Origin of the sequence: Serratia sp. FDAARGOS_506 (genome assembly GCF_003812745.1) — a bacterium.
Classification (GTDB): domain Bacteria; phylum Pseudomonadota; class Gammaproteobacteria; order Enterobacterales; family Enterobacteriaceae; genus Serratia.
In genome coordinates this window covers 3,293,419-3,313,769 of sequence record NZ_CP033831.1, presented here as the reverse complement: position 1 = coordinate 3,313,769, position 20,351 = coordinate 3,293,419, and the positions used below count along the sequence as shown (strand labels likewise).

General features: G+C 57.4%; 23 protein-coding genes, 1 tRNA gene and 1 pseudogene. 11 read left to right on the top strand and 14 right to left on the bottom strand.

Annotated elements, in window-relative coordinates; translation table 11 throughout:
- Position 1 precedes the first annotated feature (1 nt).
- Both EGY12_RS16060 and EGY12_RS16055 read right to left on the bottom strand, forming a co-directional pair.
- Positions 2 to 436, bottom strand: coding sequence for a YeeE/YedE family protein (locus tag EGY12_RS16060; RefSeq protein WP_123894588.1), 435 nt, complete (start codon positions 434 to 436; stop codon positions 2 to 4).
- Complete coding sequence (locus EGY12_RS16055; RefSeq protein ID WP_123894587.1) at positions 426 to 743, bottom strand: helix-turn-helix transcriptional regulator; 318 nt, start codon at positions 741 to 743, stop codon at positions 426 to 428. Before EGY12_RS16055 ends, EGY12_RS16060 begins: the two co-directional genes overlap by 11 nt.
- A 136-nt stretch (positions 744 to 879) precedes the next feature.
- Between EGY12_RS16055 and EGY12_RS16050 the strand changes: the two genes are divergently transcribed.
- A complete protein-coding gene (locus EGY12_RS16050; protein WP_123894586.1) occupies positions 880 to 1,674 on the top strand; it encodes a helix-turn-helix transcriptional regulator in 795 nt (264 codons plus the stop codon).
- Here the strand turns inward: EGY12_RS16050 and leuA are convergent.
- Positions 1,631 to 3,313, bottom strand: a complete 1,683-nt coding sequence (leuA, locus tag EGY12_RS16045; RefSeq protein WP_123894585.1) for a 2-isopropylmalate synthase — start codon at positions 3,311 to 3,313, stop codon at positions 1,631 to 1,633. The genes EGY12_RS16050 and leuA overlap by 44 nt on opposite strands.
- 209 nt (positions 3,314 to 3,522) lie before the next feature.
- On the opposite strand from leuA, the gene EGY12_RS16040 reads away from it, so the two are divergent.
- Positions 3,523 to 3,900 (top strand): MysB family protein, encoded by a 378-nt coding sequence (locus EGY12_RS16040; RefSeq protein WP_049199441.1) that lies wholly within the window; start codon positions 3,523 to 3,525, stop codon positions 3,898 to 3,900.
- 33 nt (positions 3,901 to 3,933) lie between these two features.
- Positions 3,934 to 4,479, top strand: coding sequence for a GNAT family N-acetyltransferase (locus tag EGY12_RS16035; protein ID WP_123894584.1), 546 nt, complete (start codon positions 3,934 to 3,936; stop codon positions 4,477 to 4,479).
- A gap of 6 nt (positions 4,480 to 4,485) precedes the next feature.
- Here EGY12_RS16035 and EGY12_RS16030 read toward each other — a convergent pair whose 3' ends face one another.
- The 3 genes from EGY12_RS16030 to mdoG form a co-directional block, all read right to left on the bottom strand.
- A complete protein-coding gene (locus EGY12_RS16030; RefSeq protein ID WP_046688460.1) occupies positions 4,486 to 4,683 on the bottom strand; it encodes a YceK/YidQ family lipoprotein in 198 nt (65 codons plus the stop codon).
- Between the two features lie 210 nt (positions 4,684 to 4,893).
- Positions 4,894 to 7,452, bottom strand: coding sequence for a glucans biosynthesis glucosyltransferase MdoH (mdoH, locus tag EGY12_RS16025; protein ID WP_123894583.1), 2,559 nt, complete (start codon positions 7,450 to 7,452; stop codon positions 4,894 to 4,896).
- The gene (mdoG, locus tag EGY12_RS16020; RefSeq protein WP_172962930.1) at positions 7,445 to 9,013 is read right to left on the bottom strand and encodes a glucans biosynthesis protein MdoG; all 1,569 of its coding nucleotides are present in this window, start codon (positions 9,011 to 9,013) and stop codon (positions 7,445 to 7,447) included. Before mdoG ends, mdoH begins: the two co-directional genes overlap by 8 nt.
- A gap of 259 nt (positions 9,014 to 9,272) precedes the next feature.
- Here mdoG and mdoC point away from each other — a divergent pair, with 259 nt between their 5' ends.
- The 4 genes from mdoC (at position 9,273) to EGY12_RS23530 (ending at position 13,317) form a co-directional block, all read left to right on the top strand.
- Positions 9,273 to 10,403, top strand: coding sequence for a glucans biosynthesis protein MdoC (gene mdoC, locus EGY12_RS16015; protein WP_123894581.1), 1,131 nt, complete (start codon positions 9,273 to 9,275; stop codon positions 10,401 to 10,403).
- Between the two features lie 304 nt (positions 10,404 to 10,707).
- Positions 10,708 to 10,932, top strand: coding sequence for a hypothetical protein (locus EGY12_RS16010; protein WP_123894580.1), 225 nt, complete (start codon positions 10,708 to 10,710; stop codon positions 10,930 to 10,932).
- A gap of 283 nt (positions 10,933 to 11,215) precedes the next feature.
- A complete protein-coding gene (locus tag EGY12_RS16005) occupies positions 11,216 to 12,937 on the top strand; it encodes a potassium/proton antiporter (protein WP_123894579.1) in 1,722 nt (573 codons plus the stop codon).
- 251 nt (positions 12,938 to 13,188) lie between these two features.
- Complete coding sequence (locus EGY12_RS23530; RefSeq protein WP_019455877.1) at positions 13,189 to 13,317, top strand: hypothetical protein; 129 nt, start codon at positions 13,189 to 13,191, stop codon at positions 13,315 to 13,317.
- Positions 13,318 to 13,380: 63 nt separating this feature from the next.
- On the opposite strand, the gene EGY12_RS23525 is transcribed toward EGY12_RS23530, so the two are convergent.
- The 5 genes from EGY12_RS23525 to cho all read right to left on the bottom strand — a co-directional run bounded on the left by EGY12_RS23525 (position 13,381) and on the right by cho (position 15,751).
- Positions 13,381 to 13,512 carry a hypothetical protein gene (locus EGY12_RS23525; RefSeq protein ID WP_015377413.1) on the bottom strand — a complete coding sequence of 44 codons (132 nt, stop codon included), beginning with the start codon at positions 13,510 to 13,512 and terminating at the stop codon, positions 13,381 to 13,383.
- A gap of 69 nt (positions 13,513 to 13,581) precedes the next feature.
- Positions 13,582 to 14,085, bottom strand: coding sequence for a YlaC family protein (locus EGY12_RS16000; RefSeq protein WP_123894578.1), 504 nt, complete (start codon positions 14,083 to 14,085; stop codon positions 13,582 to 13,584).
- A 123-nt stretch (positions 14,086 to 14,208) separates the two neighbouring features.
- Positions 14,209 to 14,508 carry a sigma-S stabilization anti-adapter protein IraP gene (locus tag EGY12_RS15995; RefSeq protein ID WP_033642650.1) on the bottom strand — a complete coding sequence of 100 codons (300 nt, stop codon included), beginning with the start codon at positions 14,506 to 14,508 and terminating at the stop codon, positions 14,209 to 14,211.
- A gap of 185 nt (positions 14,509 to 14,693) precedes the next feature.
- Positions 14,694 to 14,790 (bottom strand) — tRNA-OTHER (locus EGY12_RS15990).
- A 112-nt stretch (positions 14,791 to 14,902) separates the two neighbouring features.
- Entirely contained in the window at positions 14,903 to 15,751 is an 849-nt protein-coding gene (cho, locus tag EGY12_RS15985) for an excinuclease Cho (protein ID WP_123894577.1), read from the bottom strand.
- 235 nt (positions 15,752 to 15,986) lie between these two features.
- Between cho and EGY12_RS15980 the strand changes: the two are divergent.
- The 4 genes and pseudogenes from EGY12_RS15980 to EGY12_RS15970 form a co-directional block, all read left to right on the top strand.
- Positions 15,987 to 16,187: pseudogene (locus EGY12_RS15980) on the top strand (TolC family protein); the annotation flags it as partial.
- 414 nt (positions 16,188 to 16,601) lie between these two features.
- A complete protein-coding gene (gene proP / locus EGY12_RS15975; protein WP_049199460.1) occupies positions 16,602 to 18,104 on the top strand; it encodes a glycine betaine/L-proline transporter ProP in 1,503 nt (500 codons plus the stop codon).
- Between the two features lie 140 nt (positions 18,105 to 18,244).
- Positions 18,245 to 18,382, top strand: a complete 138-nt coding sequence (locus EGY12_RS23380; protein WP_164550953.1) for a hypothetical protein — start codon at positions 18,245 to 18,247, stop codon at positions 18,380 to 18,382.
- 80 nt (positions 18,383 to 18,462) lie between these two features.
- Positions 18,463 to 18,732 (top strand): hypothetical protein, encoded by a 270-nt coding sequence (locus EGY12_RS15970; RefSeq protein WP_049199462.1) that lies wholly within the window; start codon positions 18,463 to 18,465, stop codon positions 18,730 to 18,732.
- A gap of 66 nt (positions 18,733 to 18,798) precedes the next feature.
- Here the strand turns inward: EGY12_RS15970 and EGY12_RS15965 are convergent, their stop codons facing one another.
- The 3 genes from EGY12_RS15965 to EGY12_RS15955 all read right to left on the bottom strand — a co-directional run bounded on the left by EGY12_RS15965 (position 18,799) and on the right by EGY12_RS15955 (position 20,176).
- Positions 18,799 to 19,350, bottom strand: a complete 552-nt coding sequence (locus tag EGY12_RS15965) for a hypothetical protein (RefSeq protein WP_123894576.1) — start codon at positions 19,348 to 19,350, stop codon at positions 18,799 to 18,801.
- On the bottom strand, positions 19,316 to 19,597 hold the full coding sequence (locus EGY12_RS15960) for a hypothetical protein (protein WP_123894575.1): 282 nt from the start codon (positions 19,595 to 19,597) through the stop codon (positions 19,316 to 19,318). Before EGY12_RS15960 ends, EGY12_RS15965 begins: the two co-directional genes overlap by 35 nt.
- A 141-nt stretch (positions 19,598 to 19,738) precedes the next feature.
- Positions 19,739 to 20,176 (bottom strand): PaaI family thioesterase, encoded by a 438-nt coding sequence (locus EGY12_RS15955; protein WP_253722825.1) that lies wholly within the window; start codon positions 20,174 to 20,176, stop codon positions 19,739 to 19,741.
- Between the last annotated feature and the right edge of the window lie 175 nt (positions 20,177 to 20,351).

The window sequence follows — 20,351 nt, the reverse complement described above, 5'->3', positions numbered from 1 at the left end:
TTCAACCTCCCAGCAGGTGGCGCATCAGCCACACGGTCGTGAAACCCAGCAGCATAAATACCGCCGTGGCGGCCAACGATCGTGGCGCCAACCGCGCGACGCCGCACACGCCGTGCCCACTGGTGCAGCCGCTGCACAATCGGGTACCCACCCCCACCAACAGCCCCGCAACCGCCAGCCAGCCGCTGCCGGCCGCGATCTCACCAGAAGGCAAAGCCGCCGCCGCAGCATACAACCAGGGGGAAATCAGCAACCCGCCAAGAAATGCGGCGCGCCAGCCCCGCTCCCGGCCGCCCGCGCTCAATAAGCCGCCGGTAATGCCGCTGATGCCGGCGATCCGACCGTTGAACAGCAACAGCAGCGCTACCGCACCGCCGATGATGGCCCCGCCTGCCAACGCGGAATAAGGCGTGAAGTGTTGCCAGTCAATGGTCATCGCGGTTCTCCGGCTGTGGGCAATACAGTTGATACAGGGTTGTGAGCAGCACCAACGCTTTGGCATCGGCCACCGCATAGTAAACCTGTTTACCGGACCGTCGAGTGACGACCAGCCCCTCCTCTCGCAGTACGGCAAGCTGTTGGGATAGCGTCGGTTGACGGATATCCAGCGCCTGCGCCAGTTCGCTCACCGCCATCTCACCCTGGCTGAGCCGACACAGCAGCAACAGCCGATCTTCGTTGCCCAAGGTGCGCAGCATTGCACCAGCCTGCGCCGCCGCCTTACGCATCGCCTCTATATCCATTACTCCTCCAATCAGTTTATAAAATTATATAATATCATTTTATAAACTATATGCTTGCATCGTGCCACAGGCTGGTGTGGAACAACGCCTCATGGCATGCTGTCCTCCCCTTTTTGCCGCGCGGAGGTTGCTGACGATGCTGTTGTTTCACGACGTTCTGCCGGTCGATCAACCCGTTCGGCCGTTGGCCAAAGATTATCGCCACGGCGACAGCGAGCCGGATCACTATCACAACTGCGCGCAGCTGATTCACAGCCTGAGCGGCGTGGTGCAGGTTACTACCCGCCTCGGCAGCTGGGTTGTGCCGCCCGGCCGCGGCGTCTGGGTACCGGCGAAAATGGTGCACAGCCTGCGTATCACCGGCCAGGTGGCGGCCAGGACGCTATTCGTCGATCCGCTGGCGCGCGCCGATCTGCCGGCCCAATGCCAGGTGGTGCAGGTTTCGCCGCTGCTGCGCGAACTGATTATCTGTGCGATGGAGATTGCGCCCGGCTACCCAAGCGGCGGGCGCGATGAGCGCGTGATGGAACTGATTCTGGATGAATTGAGGATGCTGCCGATCCTGCCGCTGCACCTGCCGGAACCTCGCGAAGCCTCGCTGCTCGCCCTGTGCCGCCATATTCAGGCTACGCTGGCGCAGCCCTGGACGCTGGAACAGGCAGCCGATCGCCTTAGCGTCAGCGGACGCACCCTGTCGCGGCGCTTCCAGCGAGAAACCGGGCTGCATTTTAGCGATTGGGTGCGGCGCGCCCGTTTGCTGGCGGCGTTGAACGCGCTGGCGACCGGCCGCTCGGTGTTGGAAGTGGCGCTGGATCTTGGCTATGACAGCCCCAGCGCATTCAGCGCCATGTTCCGCCGGTTATTGGGGGTCGCGCCCAGCGACTATTTCAGCCGAACCGCGCCGACGCCAGATATCGCCCGGCGACGTTGAACAGCGCCTGCAGCGAAGCGCTGGCGGAGTCAACGTCGATACCAACGCCGTAGGTCGCCTCGCCTTGCGGCAGCGTACAGCGGATATAGGCCACCGCCCGGCTGTCGCTCTGATGCCCCAGCGTGTGCTCGTGGTAATCCTCGATCGCCAACGGTAAACCGAAGCGCTGGCGCAGCGCATCCACCGCGCTGGAAAGCAGACCGTTGCCGGCGCCCTGCAGGCGCAGCGGCTCTCCCTCAAAGGCGACTCGCGCGTTGAAGCTGTAGGCCTCCGCGCCGTGACTTTCCGTCTGGTAGCTCAGCAGTTGCAGACGCGGCTGCTCAACCAACCCGTAAGTGTCGCGGAATAAGCGCCACAGCTGTGCGCCGCTCATTTCCTTCCCGCTACCGTCGGTCGCACGCTGCACCACCTGGCTGAAATCAATCTGCAGACCACGCGGCAACGCCAGCCCATGATTTTGTTCCAGTAACCAGGCAGCCCCGCTTTTACCGGACTGGCTGTTGACCCGGATCACCGCCTCATAGCTGCAGCCGACATCGGCGGGATCGAGCGGCAAATAAGGTACCTGCCACCAACCGTCCTGCCGCTGCAGTTGAGCGGCGAAGCCTTTTTTGATCGCATCCTGATGCGAACCGGAGAAGGCGGTAAACACCAACTCGCCGGCGTAAGGATGGCGAGGATGCACCGGCAGCTGATTGCACAACTCCACCACCTCCACCACCTGCTTCAGGCGGCTGAAATCCAGGCCAGGCGCTACGCCCTGGGTATAGAGATTCAACGCCAGCGTGACCAGATCGACGTTGCCGGTACGCTCTCCGTTACCGAACAGGCAGCCTTCGACCCGATCGGCGCCAGCCAACAGCGCCAGTTCCGCACAGGCCACGCCGGTGCCGCGATCGTTATGCGGATGCACGCTGATAACCACATCGGCGCGACGGCTGAAATGGCGACAGAACCACTCAATCTGATCGGCATACACGTTGGGCGTGCTCACCTCCACCGTCGCCGGCAGGTTAATGATCATCGGCCGCTGCGGCCCCGGTTGCCAAATCTCCGCCACCGCTTCGCAGATCTCCAGCGCGAACTCTAATTCGGTAAAGCAGAAGGTTTCCGGTGAATACTCGAAGCACCAGGCGGTATCGGGTTGCGCCTCGCAATGCCGGCGAATGCGCCGCGCGCCGTTTACCGCCAGCGCCACGGTTGCGGCCTTATCCTGGCGGAACACGATGTCGCGAAACATCGGCGCTGTGGCATTGTACAGGTGCACGATAGCCCGCGGCGCTCCCTGCAGCGCCTCGAAGGTGCGATCGATCAGATCGTCGCGCGAATGCGTCAGCACCTGAATACTGACGTCGTGCGGGATCAGTTGCTCGTCAATCAGCGTGCGCACAAAATCGAAGTCCGTTTGCGACGCCGAAGGGAAAGCCACTTCGATCTCTTTGAAACCGCACTGCAACAGCAGCTGATAGAATTCGCGTTTACGCGCGTTATCCATCGGCTCCGCCAGCGCCTGGTTGCCGTCGCGCAGATCGCTGGAGCACCAGCGCGGCGCCTGCCGCAGGATACGCGAAGGCCACTGGCGGTCCGGTAACGTCACCGGCGGGAACGGTCGGTATTTGCTTGAAGGGTCGATTAACATGGGCTTCTCCTGGCACCTGAGTGAACGATAGCGTCATTATTTCCCGCCATCGCCTCCTCTTCTCCCGCTTTGCGGACAACCGTCGTCGCAAAGCGGACAACAAAAAAATTTGCATCCTGCGCCAGTGAGACAACAATTAGTTTTGACGTTTATCCCACCGCACCGGCAGTGCGCCGGGCGCTCTACTCTCATTGTCAACGGAGGCGAACATGAGCCTGTATGCAACCCTGGAAGAAGCCATCGAGGCCGCACGTGAAGAGTTTATCGACACTGCCGAAGGCAGCGGCGATGACGAACCGCCGGTGCCGCAGCAGTTCAATCTGCAAAAGTACGTGATGCAGGATGGCGACACGATGTGGCAGGCCGAATTCTTCGAAGAAGAAGGCGAAGCGGTGGAATGCCTGCCGCTGCGTAGCGGTGCGGCGGCGCAGGCGATATTCGACGGTGACTACGACGAGGTGGAGATCACCGCCGAGTGGATAGACGAAAATACCCTGTACGAATGGGAAGAAGGCGACTTCCAGCTCGAGCCGCCGCTGGATACCGAAGAAGGCCAGGCCGCAGCTGATGAATGGGATGAACGTTAACCCGCACCACGTTTTTATCGCCAAGGAGGCAGCATGATTATCCGCCGGGCCCGCCCTACCGACTACCCCGCCATTTTGCAACTGCAGGGGAAAAACGTGCCGGAAGCGCTCGACGAGCGCCAAAAACGACAGGGATTTATCGTATCGCGCATGAATGAGGCGCAGCTGACGGCGATCAACCGCGGCATCGGCATACTAGTAGCCAAACAGGAGGGCCAACTGGCCGGGTTCGTTTGCCTGATGCCCGCCGACGTGCAACCGCGGCCGCCGGTGGTGGATGCGATGCTGGCGACGCTCGCCACGCAGTCATTCGCCGGGCGGGCGCTGACTGAGCAGCGGGTGTTTCTCTACGGCCCGGTTTGCCTCGACGCAGCCTGGCGCGGCAAAGGCGTGCTGAAACGCCTCTACGCCGCCGTAAAAGCGCACACCAGTCATGACTACGACGTGGGCGCGCTGTTTATCGACGACGACAATCCGCATTCGTTGGCCGCCCACGTGCAAGGGTTGGGCATGACGGCGCTGGCGCCTTTCCATTGTGGGCAGAAAGGCTATCAGCTGGTGGTGTTCGCCACCCGCTGAGCAGGTTTATTCATAGGGGCCGTGCTGCGCATCGAACGGCAGCATAAAGGTGTCCACCACCATCGACAGCGGCACATCTATCACCGTGACGTAACGCCAGGGCGTATCGCGCAAATCCCACTGCACGCCGGGATAGTACTGGTGGCCATGCCCCGCGCCGGGCACGGTGCGGCTGATGATGCTGCCGCAACCGGTTAAGACCATCACGCCGGCCGCCACGCAGGCCAGCCGAAGGTAGGAAGAGAGCTTCACGACATTGACTCTGAGCAAGGGGTTGTTTCGCGAGTGAACAACGCATCGGCCGCAGTCTACCACAGTTCCCTTTTTCCGCCGGCCCGGCGCGCGTAAGCAACAGGTAAAAAAAACGGGGAACGCGCCATGCGCATTCCCCGTCTGAGCGTTACCGTTCAGCGATTAACGTCGGCCCGTTGGGTGTGCCAGCGGGTTGTGCGGCAACTGCTGATAGTGCTCACGCCAGGCGGCGCCTTCCGGCAACAGCCAGACGCGCTGGTGCAGACGAGCCAGCGTGACCGGATCGCTCAGCAGCTCCAGACGTTTGCCCTTCACCAGTTTCTCCGGCCCCAGCTGCAGCGCTTCGTTCACTCGCTCCTCGCGGTTGCGATCGAGGGTAGCGCGCAGATGGTGACGCGCCGTCGCCAACGCCGTCGCCAGCGCGTTAAAGGACGGGTTGACCACCGCGTGCATAAAGCCGTTGGTCAACGCGCGGTTGCGGTTGAGATGCAGGTACTCTTCCGTCGCCAGCAACTCGCGCGGCGGGTTGTACTCTTCCGGGATCAGGAACAGCTTGGCGCGTTTGCTCTTCATGCCCAGCGTCGCGCGGCTCGACAGCACCGACACGAACGGCGACAGGATCAGCGAGAACACGATCGGCGACAGCCACCACAGGAAGCGCAGATCCAGCCACGCCATGCCGCCGGCCCACACCAGGCCCAGTAACATCTGCGAGCCATGGCGGCGGAACGCTTCGCCCCAAGGCGTATCGTCATCGTCACGCTGCGGTGAATTCCACACCACTTCCCAACCGAGGAAAGCACTCACTACGAACACGGTATGGAACAGCATGCGCACCGGCGCCAGCAGCACCGAGAACAGCATTTCCATCAGCATCGAAATGAACAGACGAAACGCGCCGCCGTACTCTTTCGCCCCCTTGGCCCAGATCAGCACGATGCTGAGCAGCTTCGGCAGGAACAGCAATACCAGCGTGGTGGAGAACAGCGCTATCGCCAGCTCGGGCCGCCACTGCGGCCAGACCGGGAACAGCTGCCGCGGCTGCAGGAAGTATTGTGGCTCCATCAGGGTGTGCACCACCTGCAACGCGGTGGAGAGCGCCAGGAACATGAACCACAGCGGCGCCGACAGGTAGGACATCACGCCGGTGAGGAACACCGCGCGGTGCACCGGGTGCATGCCTTTCACCAGGAACAGGCGGAAGTTCATCAGGTTGCCGTGACACCAGCGACGGTCGCGTTTCAGCTCGTCCAGTAGGTTTGGCGGCAGCTCTTCGTAACTGCCCGGCAGATCGTAAGCGATCCACACGCCCCAGCCGGCGCGGCGCATCAGCGCCGCTTCAACGAAGTCGTGCGACAAGATTGAACCAGCGAAGGAGCCCTCGCCCGGCAGCGGCGCCAGCGCACAGTGCTCGATAAACGGCTTCACGCGGATGATGGCGTTATGGCCCCAGTAATGTGACTCGCCCAGCTGCCAGAAATGCAGGCCGGCGGTGAACAATGGTCCGTAAACGCGGGTAGCGAACTGCTGCACGCGCGCATACAGGGTATCCATACCGGACGCCTTCGGCGCGGACTGGATGATGCCGGCGTTCGGGTTGGCTTCCATCAGGCGCACCAGCCCGGTGAGGCATTCGCCGCTCATCACGCTGTCGGCGTCCAGGATCACCATGTAGCTGTATTCACCGCCCCAACGGCGGCAGAAGTCGTCGATGTTGCCGCTCTTGCGTTTTACGCGGCGGCGGCGGCGGCGATAGAAGATGCGGCCGTGGCCGTCGACATCGCGGCACAGCTCCATCCACGCCTTTTGCTCCGCCACGCAGATGTCCGGATCGTAGCTGTCGCTCAGCACGTAGATATCGAAGTGTTCCAGTTGACCGGTCGCAGCGACGGACTCATAGGTCGCACGCAGGCCGGCGAACACGCGTTCGACGTCTTCGTTACAGATAGGCATGATCAGCGCGGTGCGGTGCGCCGGGTTGATCGGCTCATCGCCCTTGATGGTGGAGGAAATGCTGTATTTGTCTTTGCCGATCAGCAGCTGCAGGAAGCCCATCAGCGCGGTCCAGAAACCGGCCGAGACCCAGCAGAACAGCACGGCGAACAGGATCAGGATACCGGTTTGCAGCACATACGGCAGCAGCTGCAGCACCGACTGCATCAGATCCTGATCCAGCATGGCGATAGGATCGATCAGCGCCCAGCCCTGATAAGGCAAGATGGTTTTCATGTACCAGGTGGCGATGCCGGTCTGCACCAGCATCAGCACCAGCAGCACATAGCGGCGCATGGAGCCGACAACGCGCCAGCGGTTCTCGGCCTCGGCCTCCTCTTTGGTGGCGTGCCGATTGTGCGGCGAACGTCCCAGCAGAGAGTCCCAGAAGCGTGCCACCGGGTTGGTGCGCCAGGCTTCCGGGAACATGGTGGTTCGTTTGATCGGCGGCGTCGCCTTCAGAATGGCGCGCCCTTCGGCGTCGGTGTCAAAGTCGTCATCGCTGACCGCATCCGGCCAGGCGCTTTCGATACGCGGTTTGACCGAGGCCAGCGCCACGTCATCCGCCGACAGGCTATTGACGTTGGCGTCGGCGGCGCCCATCTGCCGATGGAGCGCCTCCAGTGCCTGAGCGTCATCCGCCGTTTGAGGGTTGAGCGCCTCCGACCACTCAGCGGTCAGAGGCAGCGCCGCAAGATAATCCTGGGCGGGTTGAGTAGGCTTATTCATTGGCAGGTAGCTGATAGCTCCAGGTTTCCGACAGAGTCTTATCGCCATTGACCAGCGCCGCGCGCATTTCTACCGGCTTCTTGTCGTCTTTCACTTTCAGACGCACCGTCAGGCGCCAGCCTTTGGTCACTGGGTTATAGCGGACGTTGTTTTCTACCATTTCACCGTTGTCGCCGATGCTGATCTGAGAAGCGACCGGGGTGTTGGCGTCCAGGCCTTTCAGCACCGGGCCGACGAAGTCGACCAGGAAGGCCACGCTGCCGTCAGGCTCGCGAATCAGGTTGGACTGCTTCACATCACCGGTCGAACGCATGGTCCGCGCCACATAGGCGATGTCTTGCGAATGCAGTTTGTCTTCATCGCGGGTGAAGTTCAGACGGTAGCTCAGCGTCAGCGGCTTTTTGGCTTCCGGCAGCGTATCCGGCGTCCAGAACGCCACGATATTGTCGTTGGTTTCATCCGCCGTCGGGATCTCCACCAGCTCGACCTTGCCTTTACCCCAGTCGCCCTTCGGTTCAATCCAGGCGCTCGGGCGCAGATCGTAACGATCGTCCAGATCTTCGTAATCCTTGAAGTTACGACCACGCTGCAGCAGACCGAAGCCTTTCGGATTCTCGACGGTATAGGTGCTGACGGACAGGTGTTTAGGATTGTTCAGCGGGCGCCAGATCCACTCACCGTTGCCGGCATGGATAGACAGACCGTTGGAATCGTGCAACGCCGGGCGATAGTTCAACGTCGGCGACGGCTGGTTCGGCCCAAACAGGTACATGCTGGTCAGCGGCGCCAGGCCCAGCTTGCCCACTTTGTCGCGCAGGAACACTTTAGACTCGACGTCCACCGTGGTGTCGCGGCCCGGTATCACCGTGAAACGGTAAGCGCCGGTAGCACGTGGGGAATCCAGCAGCGCGTAGATCACCAGGTGTTTGTCGCCCTGCTTCGGACGCTCAACCCAGAATTCGCGGAAACGCGGGAACTCTTCGCCGGACGGCAAAGCGGTATCGATAGCCAGGCCGCGAGCGGAAAGCCCGTAAACCTGCCCTTTACCCACCACGCGGAAATAACTCGCGCCCAGCAGGCTCATGATCTCATCGTTTTTGTCGGCGCTGTTGATCGGGTAGATCACCTTGAAGCCGGCAAAGCCGAGGTTTTTCACCGATTCAGGATCGTGTTTGACCGAACCGAAGTTGAAATAATCCGGGCTGTACTTGATCTGTTTTACGCTGGTAGAAGTGACTTCGTTGATTTTCACCGGCGTGTCGAAGTACATCCCCTGATGATAAAACTCAAGCTTGAAAGGGGTTTTCAGCTTGCTCCAATAGGCTTTATCGTGATTGAACTGAATCTGCTGATAGTCTGCGAACTTCATCTCGCGGAACTGAGAAGGAAGGTTGCTCTTCGGGGCTTCGAAACCTTTCCCGGCCAGATCCTGCGCCTGCTTGGCCACATCATCAATAGAAAAGGCCCATGCCGGCGAACTGAACAGCGTGAACAATACGGTAGCACCTAACCAACGAACGCTCGCGGCGCGTGGTTGTCCGGATAATATATTAACTAGCACATCCCCCCCTATTCGTGTGCTCAAATCATTTAAATCCATATTAATGGATTACTCAGCTTTCCGACAACATGATAAATGGATGGTTCATGTTTACGGCTCATTGTTTAAGCAGCTGATGGAACACCAGCGTAGCAAGCCGCGCAACAAGACGCTATGGAAAAATGCGGGGGGCTATAGTAGGGTTTCGGATAACAATTTAACGTTTGACGACTTATTAAGCGTGTTAATGAGCACCCGATTAAATCACCAGCGGTAATCTATGACTAAAGGCAGCAAACAGCGCGAGTTTTTCCTCGATTCGATCCGAGCCTATTTGATGTTGCTCGGGATTCCGTTTCACCTCTCTCTGATTTATTCCAGCCATGCCTGGGCGGTGAACAGCGCCTCCCCCTCCTTCTCGCTCACGGTGTTGAACGACTTCATCCACGCTTTCCGCATGCAGGTGTTCTTCGTGATATCCGGCTACTTCTCCTACATGCTTTACGAGCGCTACGAGCGCCACCAGTGGCTGAAGGTCAGGCTGGAGCGGGTGGCGATCCCGCTGCTGAGCTCCATCCCGCTAATAACGGTGCCGCAGTTTTTCATGCTGAAATACTTCACCGATAAATTAAACGGCTGGGATGAATTTTCTCTCTATCAGAAAATAAATGTAACAGTTTGGGAATTGGTTTCTCATCTGTGGTTCTTATTGACGCTGTCATTGTTAACCTGCGCCTGCTTTTATCTGTTCCGAAAAATCAAGCGCCAAAACCGTGAACATATTCCGGCATTAATAAATAGGCTGCGTGGATTAGGAAACATCTCACTGTGTTTCTTTATTTATGCGGTATGCTATTCGGCCGCGCACCGTATTATTTTAATTTTCGCGCCGCAGCTATTATCCAACGGTCTGTTCAATTTCGTGGTGATGGAGACGATGTTCTACCTGCCGTTCTTCATCCTCGGCGCCTATGCGTTTAAGTACGTGTGGCTTAAGGAGATTTTTCTGCGGCGCTCACCGCTGGCGCTGCTCGGCTCGCTGTTGCTGTTTATCGCATATATGTTGAATCAAAAGCTGTTGGCGCACAGCAGCTATATGTTCGAGTTGGAAGTGGTGATCAAAACCCTAATGGGGATCCTGATGACCAATGTGGTGTTCTCCTTCGGGCATAACCTGCTGAATTATCACTCTCCACGCATCACCTATCTGGTCAACGCCTCGCTGTTTATATATCTGGTGCACCACCCGTTGACCCTGATATATGGCGCTTTCGTGACGCCTTATATCGGCAACAACCTGTTGGGATTCTTGCTGGGCCTGCTGTTTGTGTTCTCGCTGGCCTTCGCTTTATATGAACTGCACAAGCGGATTCCTGTACTGCGCTTCTTGTTCTCCGGCAAGCCGCAATAACCTTCTGCCCCTGTAAGCCCGACCGTTTGCAGGGGTTTTCTGTCATCTTGCCGTCGTGCAAAAAGCCTATACTGGTCGTTTGCATGCAAAGCACACATTGCTCAGCCTGGTGCCGTCCGTTAGGGCAAAGTGATACGGCTGCATACATAACCCAGTCGTTATAACTGCAATGCATAAATAGAAATCCGGATCCCTGCCTTACGGTAGTGATTGGGCTCAACACCCCCGAAGGGCTGCGCGATCGTTTAATTCATTCGATGGCGTTAGCTGCATCTCCCTTCCGTCACGACAGAGAGGATTTTGAATGACTGATAAGAACATCCCGGCTCAGGAAGCCGAAGCGGAAAATGCCACCCTGCTGAAGATCCTCGGCAGGCTGCTGTCCGCGCTGGACGCCTCAATCAGCGGCAAAGAACGCAGCGTTTTGGTCACTGAACTCTCCAACTTCAATCTCGACGGCATTTCCGAAACGGAAAGCAAGTTGGCCAGCGAGCTGATCAAACGGGCGTTGGAATCGCTCGACCACTAACCCTACCGCGCCTGCAAACCATTAAGCCTGCCTGCGCGGGCTTAATGGTTTTTCTCTCAGCCATGACCGGACATTGTTGCCAAAGCAGAAATACAGCAGCCTGATAATGTTGGATAAAAGGCAGGATTCTCCCCCTTCTCCTCACTTTCTTCGGTTTATCGCCTCAAAGGGCAATAATTGATCGGTTGTTTTCGCAATCAGCCTTGGCGTTTTACCCACTAAACACGCTATCATCGAGATACGCGCAGTGCCCCCTATCCCCCAGCCTCAGGAGAACGATATTTTGGATGCCAGCACCATTAACAGTTTGTTCGTCATCGGTGCCGTGCTGGTGGGGGCAAGCATTCTGCTCAGCTCGTTTTCTTCCCGACTCGGTATTCCGATCCTGGTGATCTTCCTGGCGATCGGCATGCTGGCCGGCGTCGACGGCCCCGGCGGCATCGTCTTCAGCAATTATCCGGTCGCTTACCTGGTCAGTAACCTCGCGTTAGCGGTGATCCTGCTCGACGGCGGCATGCGCACTCGAGTCAGTTCTTTCCGCGTCGCCCTGTGGCCGGCGCTGTCTCTCGCCACCATCGGCGTGGTGATCACCGCCGGCCTGACCGGCATGGCTGCGGCCTGGCTGTTCAATCTCGATCTGCTGCAGGGACTGTTGATCGGCGCCATTATCGGCTCCACCGACGCCGCCGCAGTCTTCTCGCTGCTGGGGGGCAAAGGTTTGAACGAGCGCGTCAGCGCCACGCTGGAGATCGAATCTGGCAGCAACGATCCGATGGCGGTGTTTCTCACCATCACGCTGATTGCAATGATCGCCGCCGGGGAAACCGCGCTGAGCTGGACCTTCCCGCTGCATCTGATGCAGCAGTTCGGCATGGGCATCGTCTTCGGTCTGGGCGGCGGTTGGTTGCTGCTGACGCTGATCAACCACATCAAACTGGCAGACGGCCTCTATCCCCTGCTGGCGGTGAGCGGCGGCATTCTTATTTTCGCACTGACCACCGCGCTGGACGGCAGCGGCATTCTGGCGGTGTACCTGTGCGGTTTGCTGTTGGGCAACCGGCCGATCCGCAACCGTCACGGCATCGTACAAACCTTCGATGGTCTGGCCTGGCTCAGCCAGATCGGCATGTTTCTGGTACTCGGTCTGCTGCTCAACCCGCACGAGCTGTTGCCGATCGCCATCCCTGCCCTGCTGCTGTCGCTGTGGATGATCCTGTTCGCGCGCCCACTGTCGGTATTTATCGGTCTGCTGCCGTTTCGCAGCTTTACCCTGCGCGAGCGCGGCTTTATTTCCTGGGTTGGTCTGCGCGGCGCGGTGCCGGTGATCCTGGCGGTGTTCCCGATGATGGCCGGGCTGCCAAACGCCCAGCTGTTCTTCAATGTGGCCTTCTTCGTAGTGCTGGTCTCCCTGCTGTTACAAGGCACCACGCTGTCGTTCGCCGCCAAAAAAGCCAAGGTGATCGTGCCACCGGCGCTGACGCCTATCTCCCGCGTTGGGCTGGACGTGCACCCGGAAAACCAGTGGGAACAGTTCGTTTATCAGCTTTCGGCGGAAAACTGGTGCGTCGGCGCAGCACTGCGTGAACTGAAAATGCCGCCCAATACCCGCATTGCCGCCCTGTTCCGCGGCAAGGAGTTGCTGCACCCAAGCGGCAGTACCCGGCTGCGGGAGAACGATATTCTGTGCGTTATCGGCCATGAGCACGATCTGCCGATCCTCGGCAAGCTGTTCAGTCAGGCGCCGGCCGTAACGCTCGACGAGCGCTTCTTCGGTGACTTTATCCTGCAGTCCGATGCCCGTTTAAGCGACATCTCGCAGGTTTATGGCCTCAATCTGCAAGACGACGTGGACGAGCAGCAGACGCTTGGCCAGTTCGTCATTCAGCTGATCGGCGGTGAACCGGTGATCGGCGACCAGGTGGAATGGGACGGCCTGACCTGGACTATCGCCGAAATGGACGGCAACCAAGTCAGCAAGATAGGCGTTCGGATCGTGACCGACTAACACCGCCGCACCGGCTGCGTTATCAGATGAGGGAACTTCTGGCCTTAAGAACGTTCTTAATCACTATCATGATGCATGAAATACGGCGTCGCTGGATTATATCCATTTGATATAAAACAATTTAACAGCGACGTCGACAGGGATTAGGGATGTGAACGGCAAGACTCGATTTCTTTCGGTAATGATGATCATGGTGCTGGGCGTAGTGGCGCTCGATCTCAGCATCGCCGGCTTGGTCCATAGACTTTTAATTGGATAATTTCAACGTGACGCAGCGGGAACAAGAAAAAGACATTCTGGGGAAAATACTGGTGACGGTGTCCGCGCTTTGCCTGATTCTGGTGGCGGCGTTCCTGATCTGGGGATTCGTGCTCGATTGATAACCGCACGACGCTCAGAGATAAAAAAAACCGCCGCGGCGGTTTTTTTTATGGGTCAGGCGATCAGATCTTGCAACCTTCGCAGTCCGCTTCGTCTTCGAGGAACTCAGGGACCTCTTTTACCTTCTGCGCCGCTTTTTCTTCGGCTTTCGCCAGTTCGGCATCGATATCAAAATCGAAAATATCATCACTCATCGCTTGGTCCTCATTCTGCTTCACGTTCAAACGCTGAGTATAATCGACAAGCCGTCGGCCGGAAACCTTTCAGTTTGCCGCCGCCAGCTGCGGTGGCTCATCCTGCGGCTTTTTTCCGTAGGCCATGTCGTACACGTCATAGAAGTCGATTTCGCCCTTGTTGCCGATGATCACCCGCATCTTCTGTTTCAGCGCGGCGCCGATAGACGGTTCATCCAGCAGTCGCTGCACCGCATAAGGCGACAGCGCACGGGTAAAGTACCATTCGCCATTGTAGCAGACCCGCAGATCCAACACCCCGATGTCCTCGAAGCGGTACACCGGCCGGATCTCTATCAGCAGCATGGCGAACATGAACAACACGAAAGCCGTGAACCCCAGGAAGGCATACATTCCCATGTAAGGCACTTGATACATCACGGCGATCACCGCGAAATAACCGGCGAACATGGCAAGGCACAAATAGCGGTGAGTGCGGGCGAATTCGCTGTTGAAGCGCGGCTTGCCGTCCCGCCCTTCGCGCCGATTGATCTGTTCAATCTCTTTAACCAAGATGCTTTTAATCGCGTCCATCGTTACAACCTTATGCTGGAAACAGCATTGCCATCAAATCTCACCGCTAAAAGTAACACAAGTACAGTTTCGCCGGGTAGATCAGTTAGCCAACTTAATGGCGGTAACTGTTATAGTTCGGCTTCAGCGCGGCTGGGCGGCCTTGCCTTGCGCAAACATGAACATGCGCTGGGCCACATCGTCGGCCTGTTTGATTTTCTGCTTTTGCGGTTCGTTGCTGCGTTGAATGGCGCGGGCGTAGGCGATTTCATGAGCCTGATCGATCATCGCGATGATCCGGTCGCGTTCGGTTTTCTCCATATTGCCCAACATGGTGGTGATAATCGCCTGATAAGCGTTGGACGCGGCGGTCAGCGCTTTCTCTCGCGCCTCGAGCGCGGCGACGCGTTGCAAGAGTTCTTGCAGTTGCTCGGAGTGAGACATATCGACCTCCTGTTGCCGGGCAGCAAGCCTGCCTGATTACAGTTTAGCAAAGGATCGAAAGAGAAAGAGGAAGGAAAGCCAGCGGTTACGGTAAAGCACACCCGAAAATCCCAACGAGGAGCCGATAGTGCAAATCAACCCGGGTGCGCTTTACGGTAAGCGCGGTGAGATGAAGGGAAGAAAGCTGGCGCGCTATGCAGGACTCGAACCCGCGTCTATCAATTTTCAAGCCAAAACAAGCCATTATAAAACCAATCACTCTGCCAACTGAGTTAATAGCGCGTTCCTTCGCTTCGGGGCGCCATTATCCATAACAACATTATGGACTCAAGCTTTTTTAGCATAATGCGCTGAATTTACAGATAAGTCTTAGATTATCGATAGCATTATGGCATTATGGCAGCTCAATAATCCGGTAATCACCGGCAATGAGCGGCTTGCACAAAATCTTGTAGCCATCGCTGTCAAAGTGGCTGGCCGTGCTCTGCAGCCGCTGTGCCTGCGCCAGGCTGCTGACCGAGCCCAGATAAAACCAATTGTGAATCACATGGTACTGACGCAGCATCTCGCCCTGTTCTTCCAACGCCACTCGCCCGGCGAACGGCCAACAGGCGATGCGCAGCTGTTCAAGCGCCGCGCCGAGCCGCCGCGCATGTTCCTGCGCCGACTCCATGCCGCAGCAGGCGCCGGCACACTTGCGCAGGCTATAGCGGAAACAAGCTCGCCCGGCGGGCAGCTTGTCGATCCCCAGCTTGCCGTAGCATAAGCGGTGTTCGTCGGCGATGGCGCGCAGCTTTTCCAGGGCGGCGTGGCGATTGGCAAACAATCCGTAAAGATGGGGCGTGGCGGCGAAATCGATCTCTTTAGCGTGGGCAATCGTCACCGTGTCCGCCTGCAGACGCAGCGCACACAGCTGTTTCGAACGCCGCAGGCGTTTGTTGAACAGCGGCTGTTGTTGCTTGATCAACTGCGCCTCCAGCAGCAGTGCTCCCAACTCGCCCGCAGTCTCGATGAAGCTGATGCGCCGGGTTTGACGCAGCATTTTCGCCTCGTCCTGGGCACGAAAATGCGCCATCACCCGGCTGCGTACGTTGACGCTTTTACCGATGTAAAGCGGCAGGCTTTCGCTCTGGCCGTGGAACACATATACCCCCGGCCCTTTGGGCAACGGCGCCAGGCAGGCGCGCAGGTGCTCCGGGTATTGGTAAATGTCGAGTTCTGGCTCGAGGCGGTTTGGCATCATGGCGGCGGTGTTATCCTGCTGATGAATGAATACTGTTTTTTTAGCCAGTATAACGCGCCACGCAGCCGGTTGCACACCCGATGGATAATAACTCACCGTGATCTTTAGCGGAAAAGCCTTTCCCATCCCTTTTGCGCCTCACGTTTAGCGCCCGTTCAAACTGTCGCGGCCAGATGGCATCGGCATTCCCGCCAGCGTCTTGAACCTGCGCCCGGATCTCAGCGTCAAAGGGCTGCGGTTGCGCGCTGCGCTGGCGCGGAAATCGGAGCGGCTGAACGAGGTGCGTTACCGGCAGGGCGCCGTCACCATTACCGACTGGCTAAATGCTCAGGAACAGCGCCGTCAGGCGGAACGGGCGGTGGATGAAAACCGCTGCGCGCAGTACCAGAACCTGGCGAAAATCTATCTGGAATTCGGCCGCTCCTCGGCGCCCTAATCCAAACTGCCTGGCTATTTGGTCAGTCGCTTTTTTGGCGGCAAACACATCAACTTTTCCTGTTTTATCTCCCGTACTCTCTATACTTCAAACATTGTCAATCAGACGAAAAACCGTCAGATCGAACGATTATTAGACTATTCTCGCACCAAATCGGTGCAAAAACTTAAGTTAAACTACTGGATTTGATCGTCGCGAGATATAACGTTAAGCTATAGATGCAAAATAATTAGTCACCTAAATGACATAACCTTGGCATAAACGACGTTATATTGTGATCCACATCCCAACTTATATGTGGATAATGAATCGTCTTGAACCGCGATTCGATTAGCCGATTTGATAACTCGAAAATGACAGTGAACGGAGATTACGCTTTCACGAACAACGAATAATTCATTAAGGGATGATTATATGAAGTTAAGAAAAAAACGACATAAGCCGATGCACATTAACGACATCACCATCATCGATGACAGCAAACTCAAGAAGGCGATCACCGCAGCGGCCCTGGGCAACGCGATGGAGTGGTTCGACTTCGGCGTATACGGCTTTGTCGCCTATGCGCTTGGCCAGGTCTTCTTCCCCGGCGCCTCTCCCGGCGTACAAATGATCGCCGCTCTGGCGACCTTCTCCGTGCCTTTCCTGGTGCGTCCGCTCGGCGGCCTGTTCTTCGGCGCCATGGGCGATAAGTTTGGCCGCCAAAAAGTTCTCTCGGTCACCATTATCATTATGGCGGTCAGCACGTTCTGTATCGGCCTGATCCCATCTTATGCATCGATCGGCATCTGGGCGCCGATCCTGCTGTTGCTGGCCAAACTGGCGCAGGGCTTCTCCGTCGGTGGTGAATATTCCGGTGCGGCGATCTTCGTCGCCGAATACTCGCCGGACCGCAAGCGCGGCTTTATGGGCAGCTGGCTGGACTTCGGCTCCATCGCCGGCTTCGTGATGGGGGCCGGCGTGGTAGTGCTGATTTCCAGCATCGTCGGTGAAGCCAACTTCCTCGACTGGGGCTGGCGTATTCCGTTCTTCATCGCCGCGCCGCTGGGCCTGATCGGCCTCTATCTGCGCCATGCGCTGGAAGAAACCCCGGCATTCCAGCAGCACGTGGACAAGATGGAGAAAGAGGACCGCAACGCCATCGAAAATCCGCCGAAAACCTCGTTCAAAGAGATCGCGGCCAAACACTGGAAAAGTCTGCTGGTGTGCGTCGGTATCGTGATTTCCACCAACGTGACCTATTACATGCTGCTGACCTACATGCCGAGCTACCTGTCGCATAACCTGCACTACTCGGAAGATCACGGCGTCCTGATCATCATCGCCATCATGATCGGCATGCTGTTCGTGCAGCCGGTAATCGGCCTGACCAGTGACCGCATCGGCCGTAAGCCGTTTATCATCGGCGGCAGCATCGGCCTGTTGGCGCTGGCGGTCCCATGTTTCATTCTGATCAACAGTAACGTGATTGGCCTTATCTTCGTCGGTCTGCTGGTGCTGGCGGTGCTGCTCAACTCCTTCACCGGGGTGATGGCATCGATTCTGCCGGCGATGTTCCCGACGCACATTCGCTATAGTGCGCTGGCGATTTCGTTCAACATTTCGGTGCTGATCGCCGGTGCGACACCAACCGCTGCCGCTTGGCTGGTAGAGGCAACAGGCAACCTGTACATGCCGGCCTACTACCTGATGGTCGTGGCGGTGATCGGTCTAATCACCGGTTTGTATATGAAAGAAACCGCCAATAAACCGCTGCGCGGCGCGACGCCGGCAGCTTCGGACCGCACCGAGGCGAAAGAACTGCTGCAGGAGACCTATGACAACATCGAACAGAAAGTCGAGGACATCAATGCGCAGATCGCCGAGCTGGAAAAGAAAAAGCAAATCCTGATCGACCAGCACCCCAAACTGGACTGATCGACGCTGGAAGACAAAAGCCACCCGCTTGGGTGGCTTTTTGCTTTGAATTCAACCGAAATAATATGCAGCGCATTTTATGACAATCAGGATTGGTGGTACGCTTCGCCACACACTCTTTAATGATGAAGAACACGATCATGAGCAAAATGGACCTTCCCGTCATCATCGGCATCCTTGTTATGCTCTCCCTGTGGCTCGGCGCACTCTTCAACATCGGCGATATCACCTTCAGCATTTCACGTCTGTTCCATTGGATTGAAAGCCAACGCGGCTAACCCCACGCAACATCGGCTATGATTGAAAGACCTTACCGCCATTTTCCGCGATTATCGCTCGCGATAAAGGGGACTGCATCATGACCGACTATGCGTTCTACAATCAGATCCTAACCCGGCTGGCCGCCAATCATCCCGGCACGCTGGATGAAAAAACCTACGAACTGTGGAAACAAGACGCCACCAGCCCGCACGCCTTCGCCGATCCCTTCGCCTATCTCAAAACCAAAGGGCTGATACAGGCCTATGTGATGAGCGACATCGACGAGAACAACTATGATATCGACCCGCATCAAACGCGGATCACCGCCGCCGGTCTCGAGTTCATACGCAGTGGCGGGTTCAAATAAGAGCGACACGCGCTAACAAAAAACCGCCAAACGGCGGTTTTTCACTCTAAAAGCATGCGGGCCGGCTTAAGCGGGGAAAGGCCGATAAAAAATACGCAGCACTTCGTTGTCGCCCTGACGTAAAAACCCCCCTTCCGGCTGCCAGTGCAGATCGCGCGCCAGATTGAGATTTTCCCAGCCGACCGCGCCCCCGACGCCGATGCAAAGATTTTTGTTGCCTGCGGCAAATCCCGCACCGGTGCCGATCATGGCATGCAGCAAACGGGGTGCCGCCGCGTCACGCAAGGAGAATATGCCGATAAAACACCCCTGCGGCGCGCGCAACATATCCGCCATCGAGCGGATCTCGGTATCGTCAGGGCTGACGAAATGTTTGTATTGCTTATCAAACACCGTCTGCCACAGCTGCTTGTATTTCGCCTTGCTAAGCGCACCTGAACGGTGGGCACAAAGCACCACCGCATCCCAACACATCTCCCCGCTCAGCGAAAGATACTCTTCCGTATCGGTTTGCGGCTTATCGGCGTAATGCCGCGCAAATTCAGCCGCATTCAAATGCGGCGGCACGGCCTGTTTGGCGATGTCACTCTTGTAGCGTTTGAAATTCAACCAATGCATGGGGAGGATCCTCTTCACCCGGTAGATTAAAAAATCGGCAGCCGTGGATGAGACGCGCCATCAAATCCAGGGCATCGTCGGCTGCGGCGATTTCGTCATCATTCAGCCCCTGTTCCACAGACCGCTCAATCGCGTTCATCACCGCCGGAGCGCTGGTTTCGTCCCCCTGCGCCACCACGTCCAATACGGCTTTGCCAATCGCCAGACAAAGCTCATGATCAAACTCAACCTCTTTATACGGCTGCATAATCACCCCGATAAATTTTTACCCAAGAATACTAGACCACAATGACGCATCGCGCCTGCCGTCGTATCACAGCCCTGTAGGCAACCGAAGAGAAATACATCAGGCCCCGGGCTGATAGCCCGAAGCCCGATAAAAGGCAGGTTATTGCGGTGCTTGCTCGGTGGGACGAATGATAAAACAAGTAGCGGTTGCCGAAGCCAGCAACTTCCCTTCGGCCGTTTTGAGCGTGCCTTCCGCAAAGGCAACGTTCTTCGACGCATAGACCAAACGCCCCTCGGCGATCAGACCAGTTTCCTTCGGGACTGGGCGTAACATTTTCACCTGCAGATCGACGGTGCCATAACCCATCCCTGCGGCCAGCGTAGTGTGCACCGCGCAACCGGTCAGCGAGTCCAAGACCGTGGCGGCGAAACCGCCATGAACGCCCCCCAGCGGATTCAAGTGGCGCCCGTCGGCCCGCGCCAAGATGCGGATATACCCCTCTTCAACCGCAACCGGTTTCATGGGTACGGTTTCAGCGATCGAAGCCGGTGGGATTTTCCCGGCCATCGCAGCCTGTAACAGCGCCAGTCCGGTCATTTTTGTCGGATCTATAGGGTTCTCCTCGGGTCAGTAAACCTCTCACAGAGTAGAGGTCAGACCTGTTGACTTGCTTTTTTGTGCGGATGCTCCCCCTCATTAACTCACTGAGTGTGACCACCATCACCCTTTAGAGTTAATAACCACAAATTATTAGTGCCTTTAGATTTAAAAC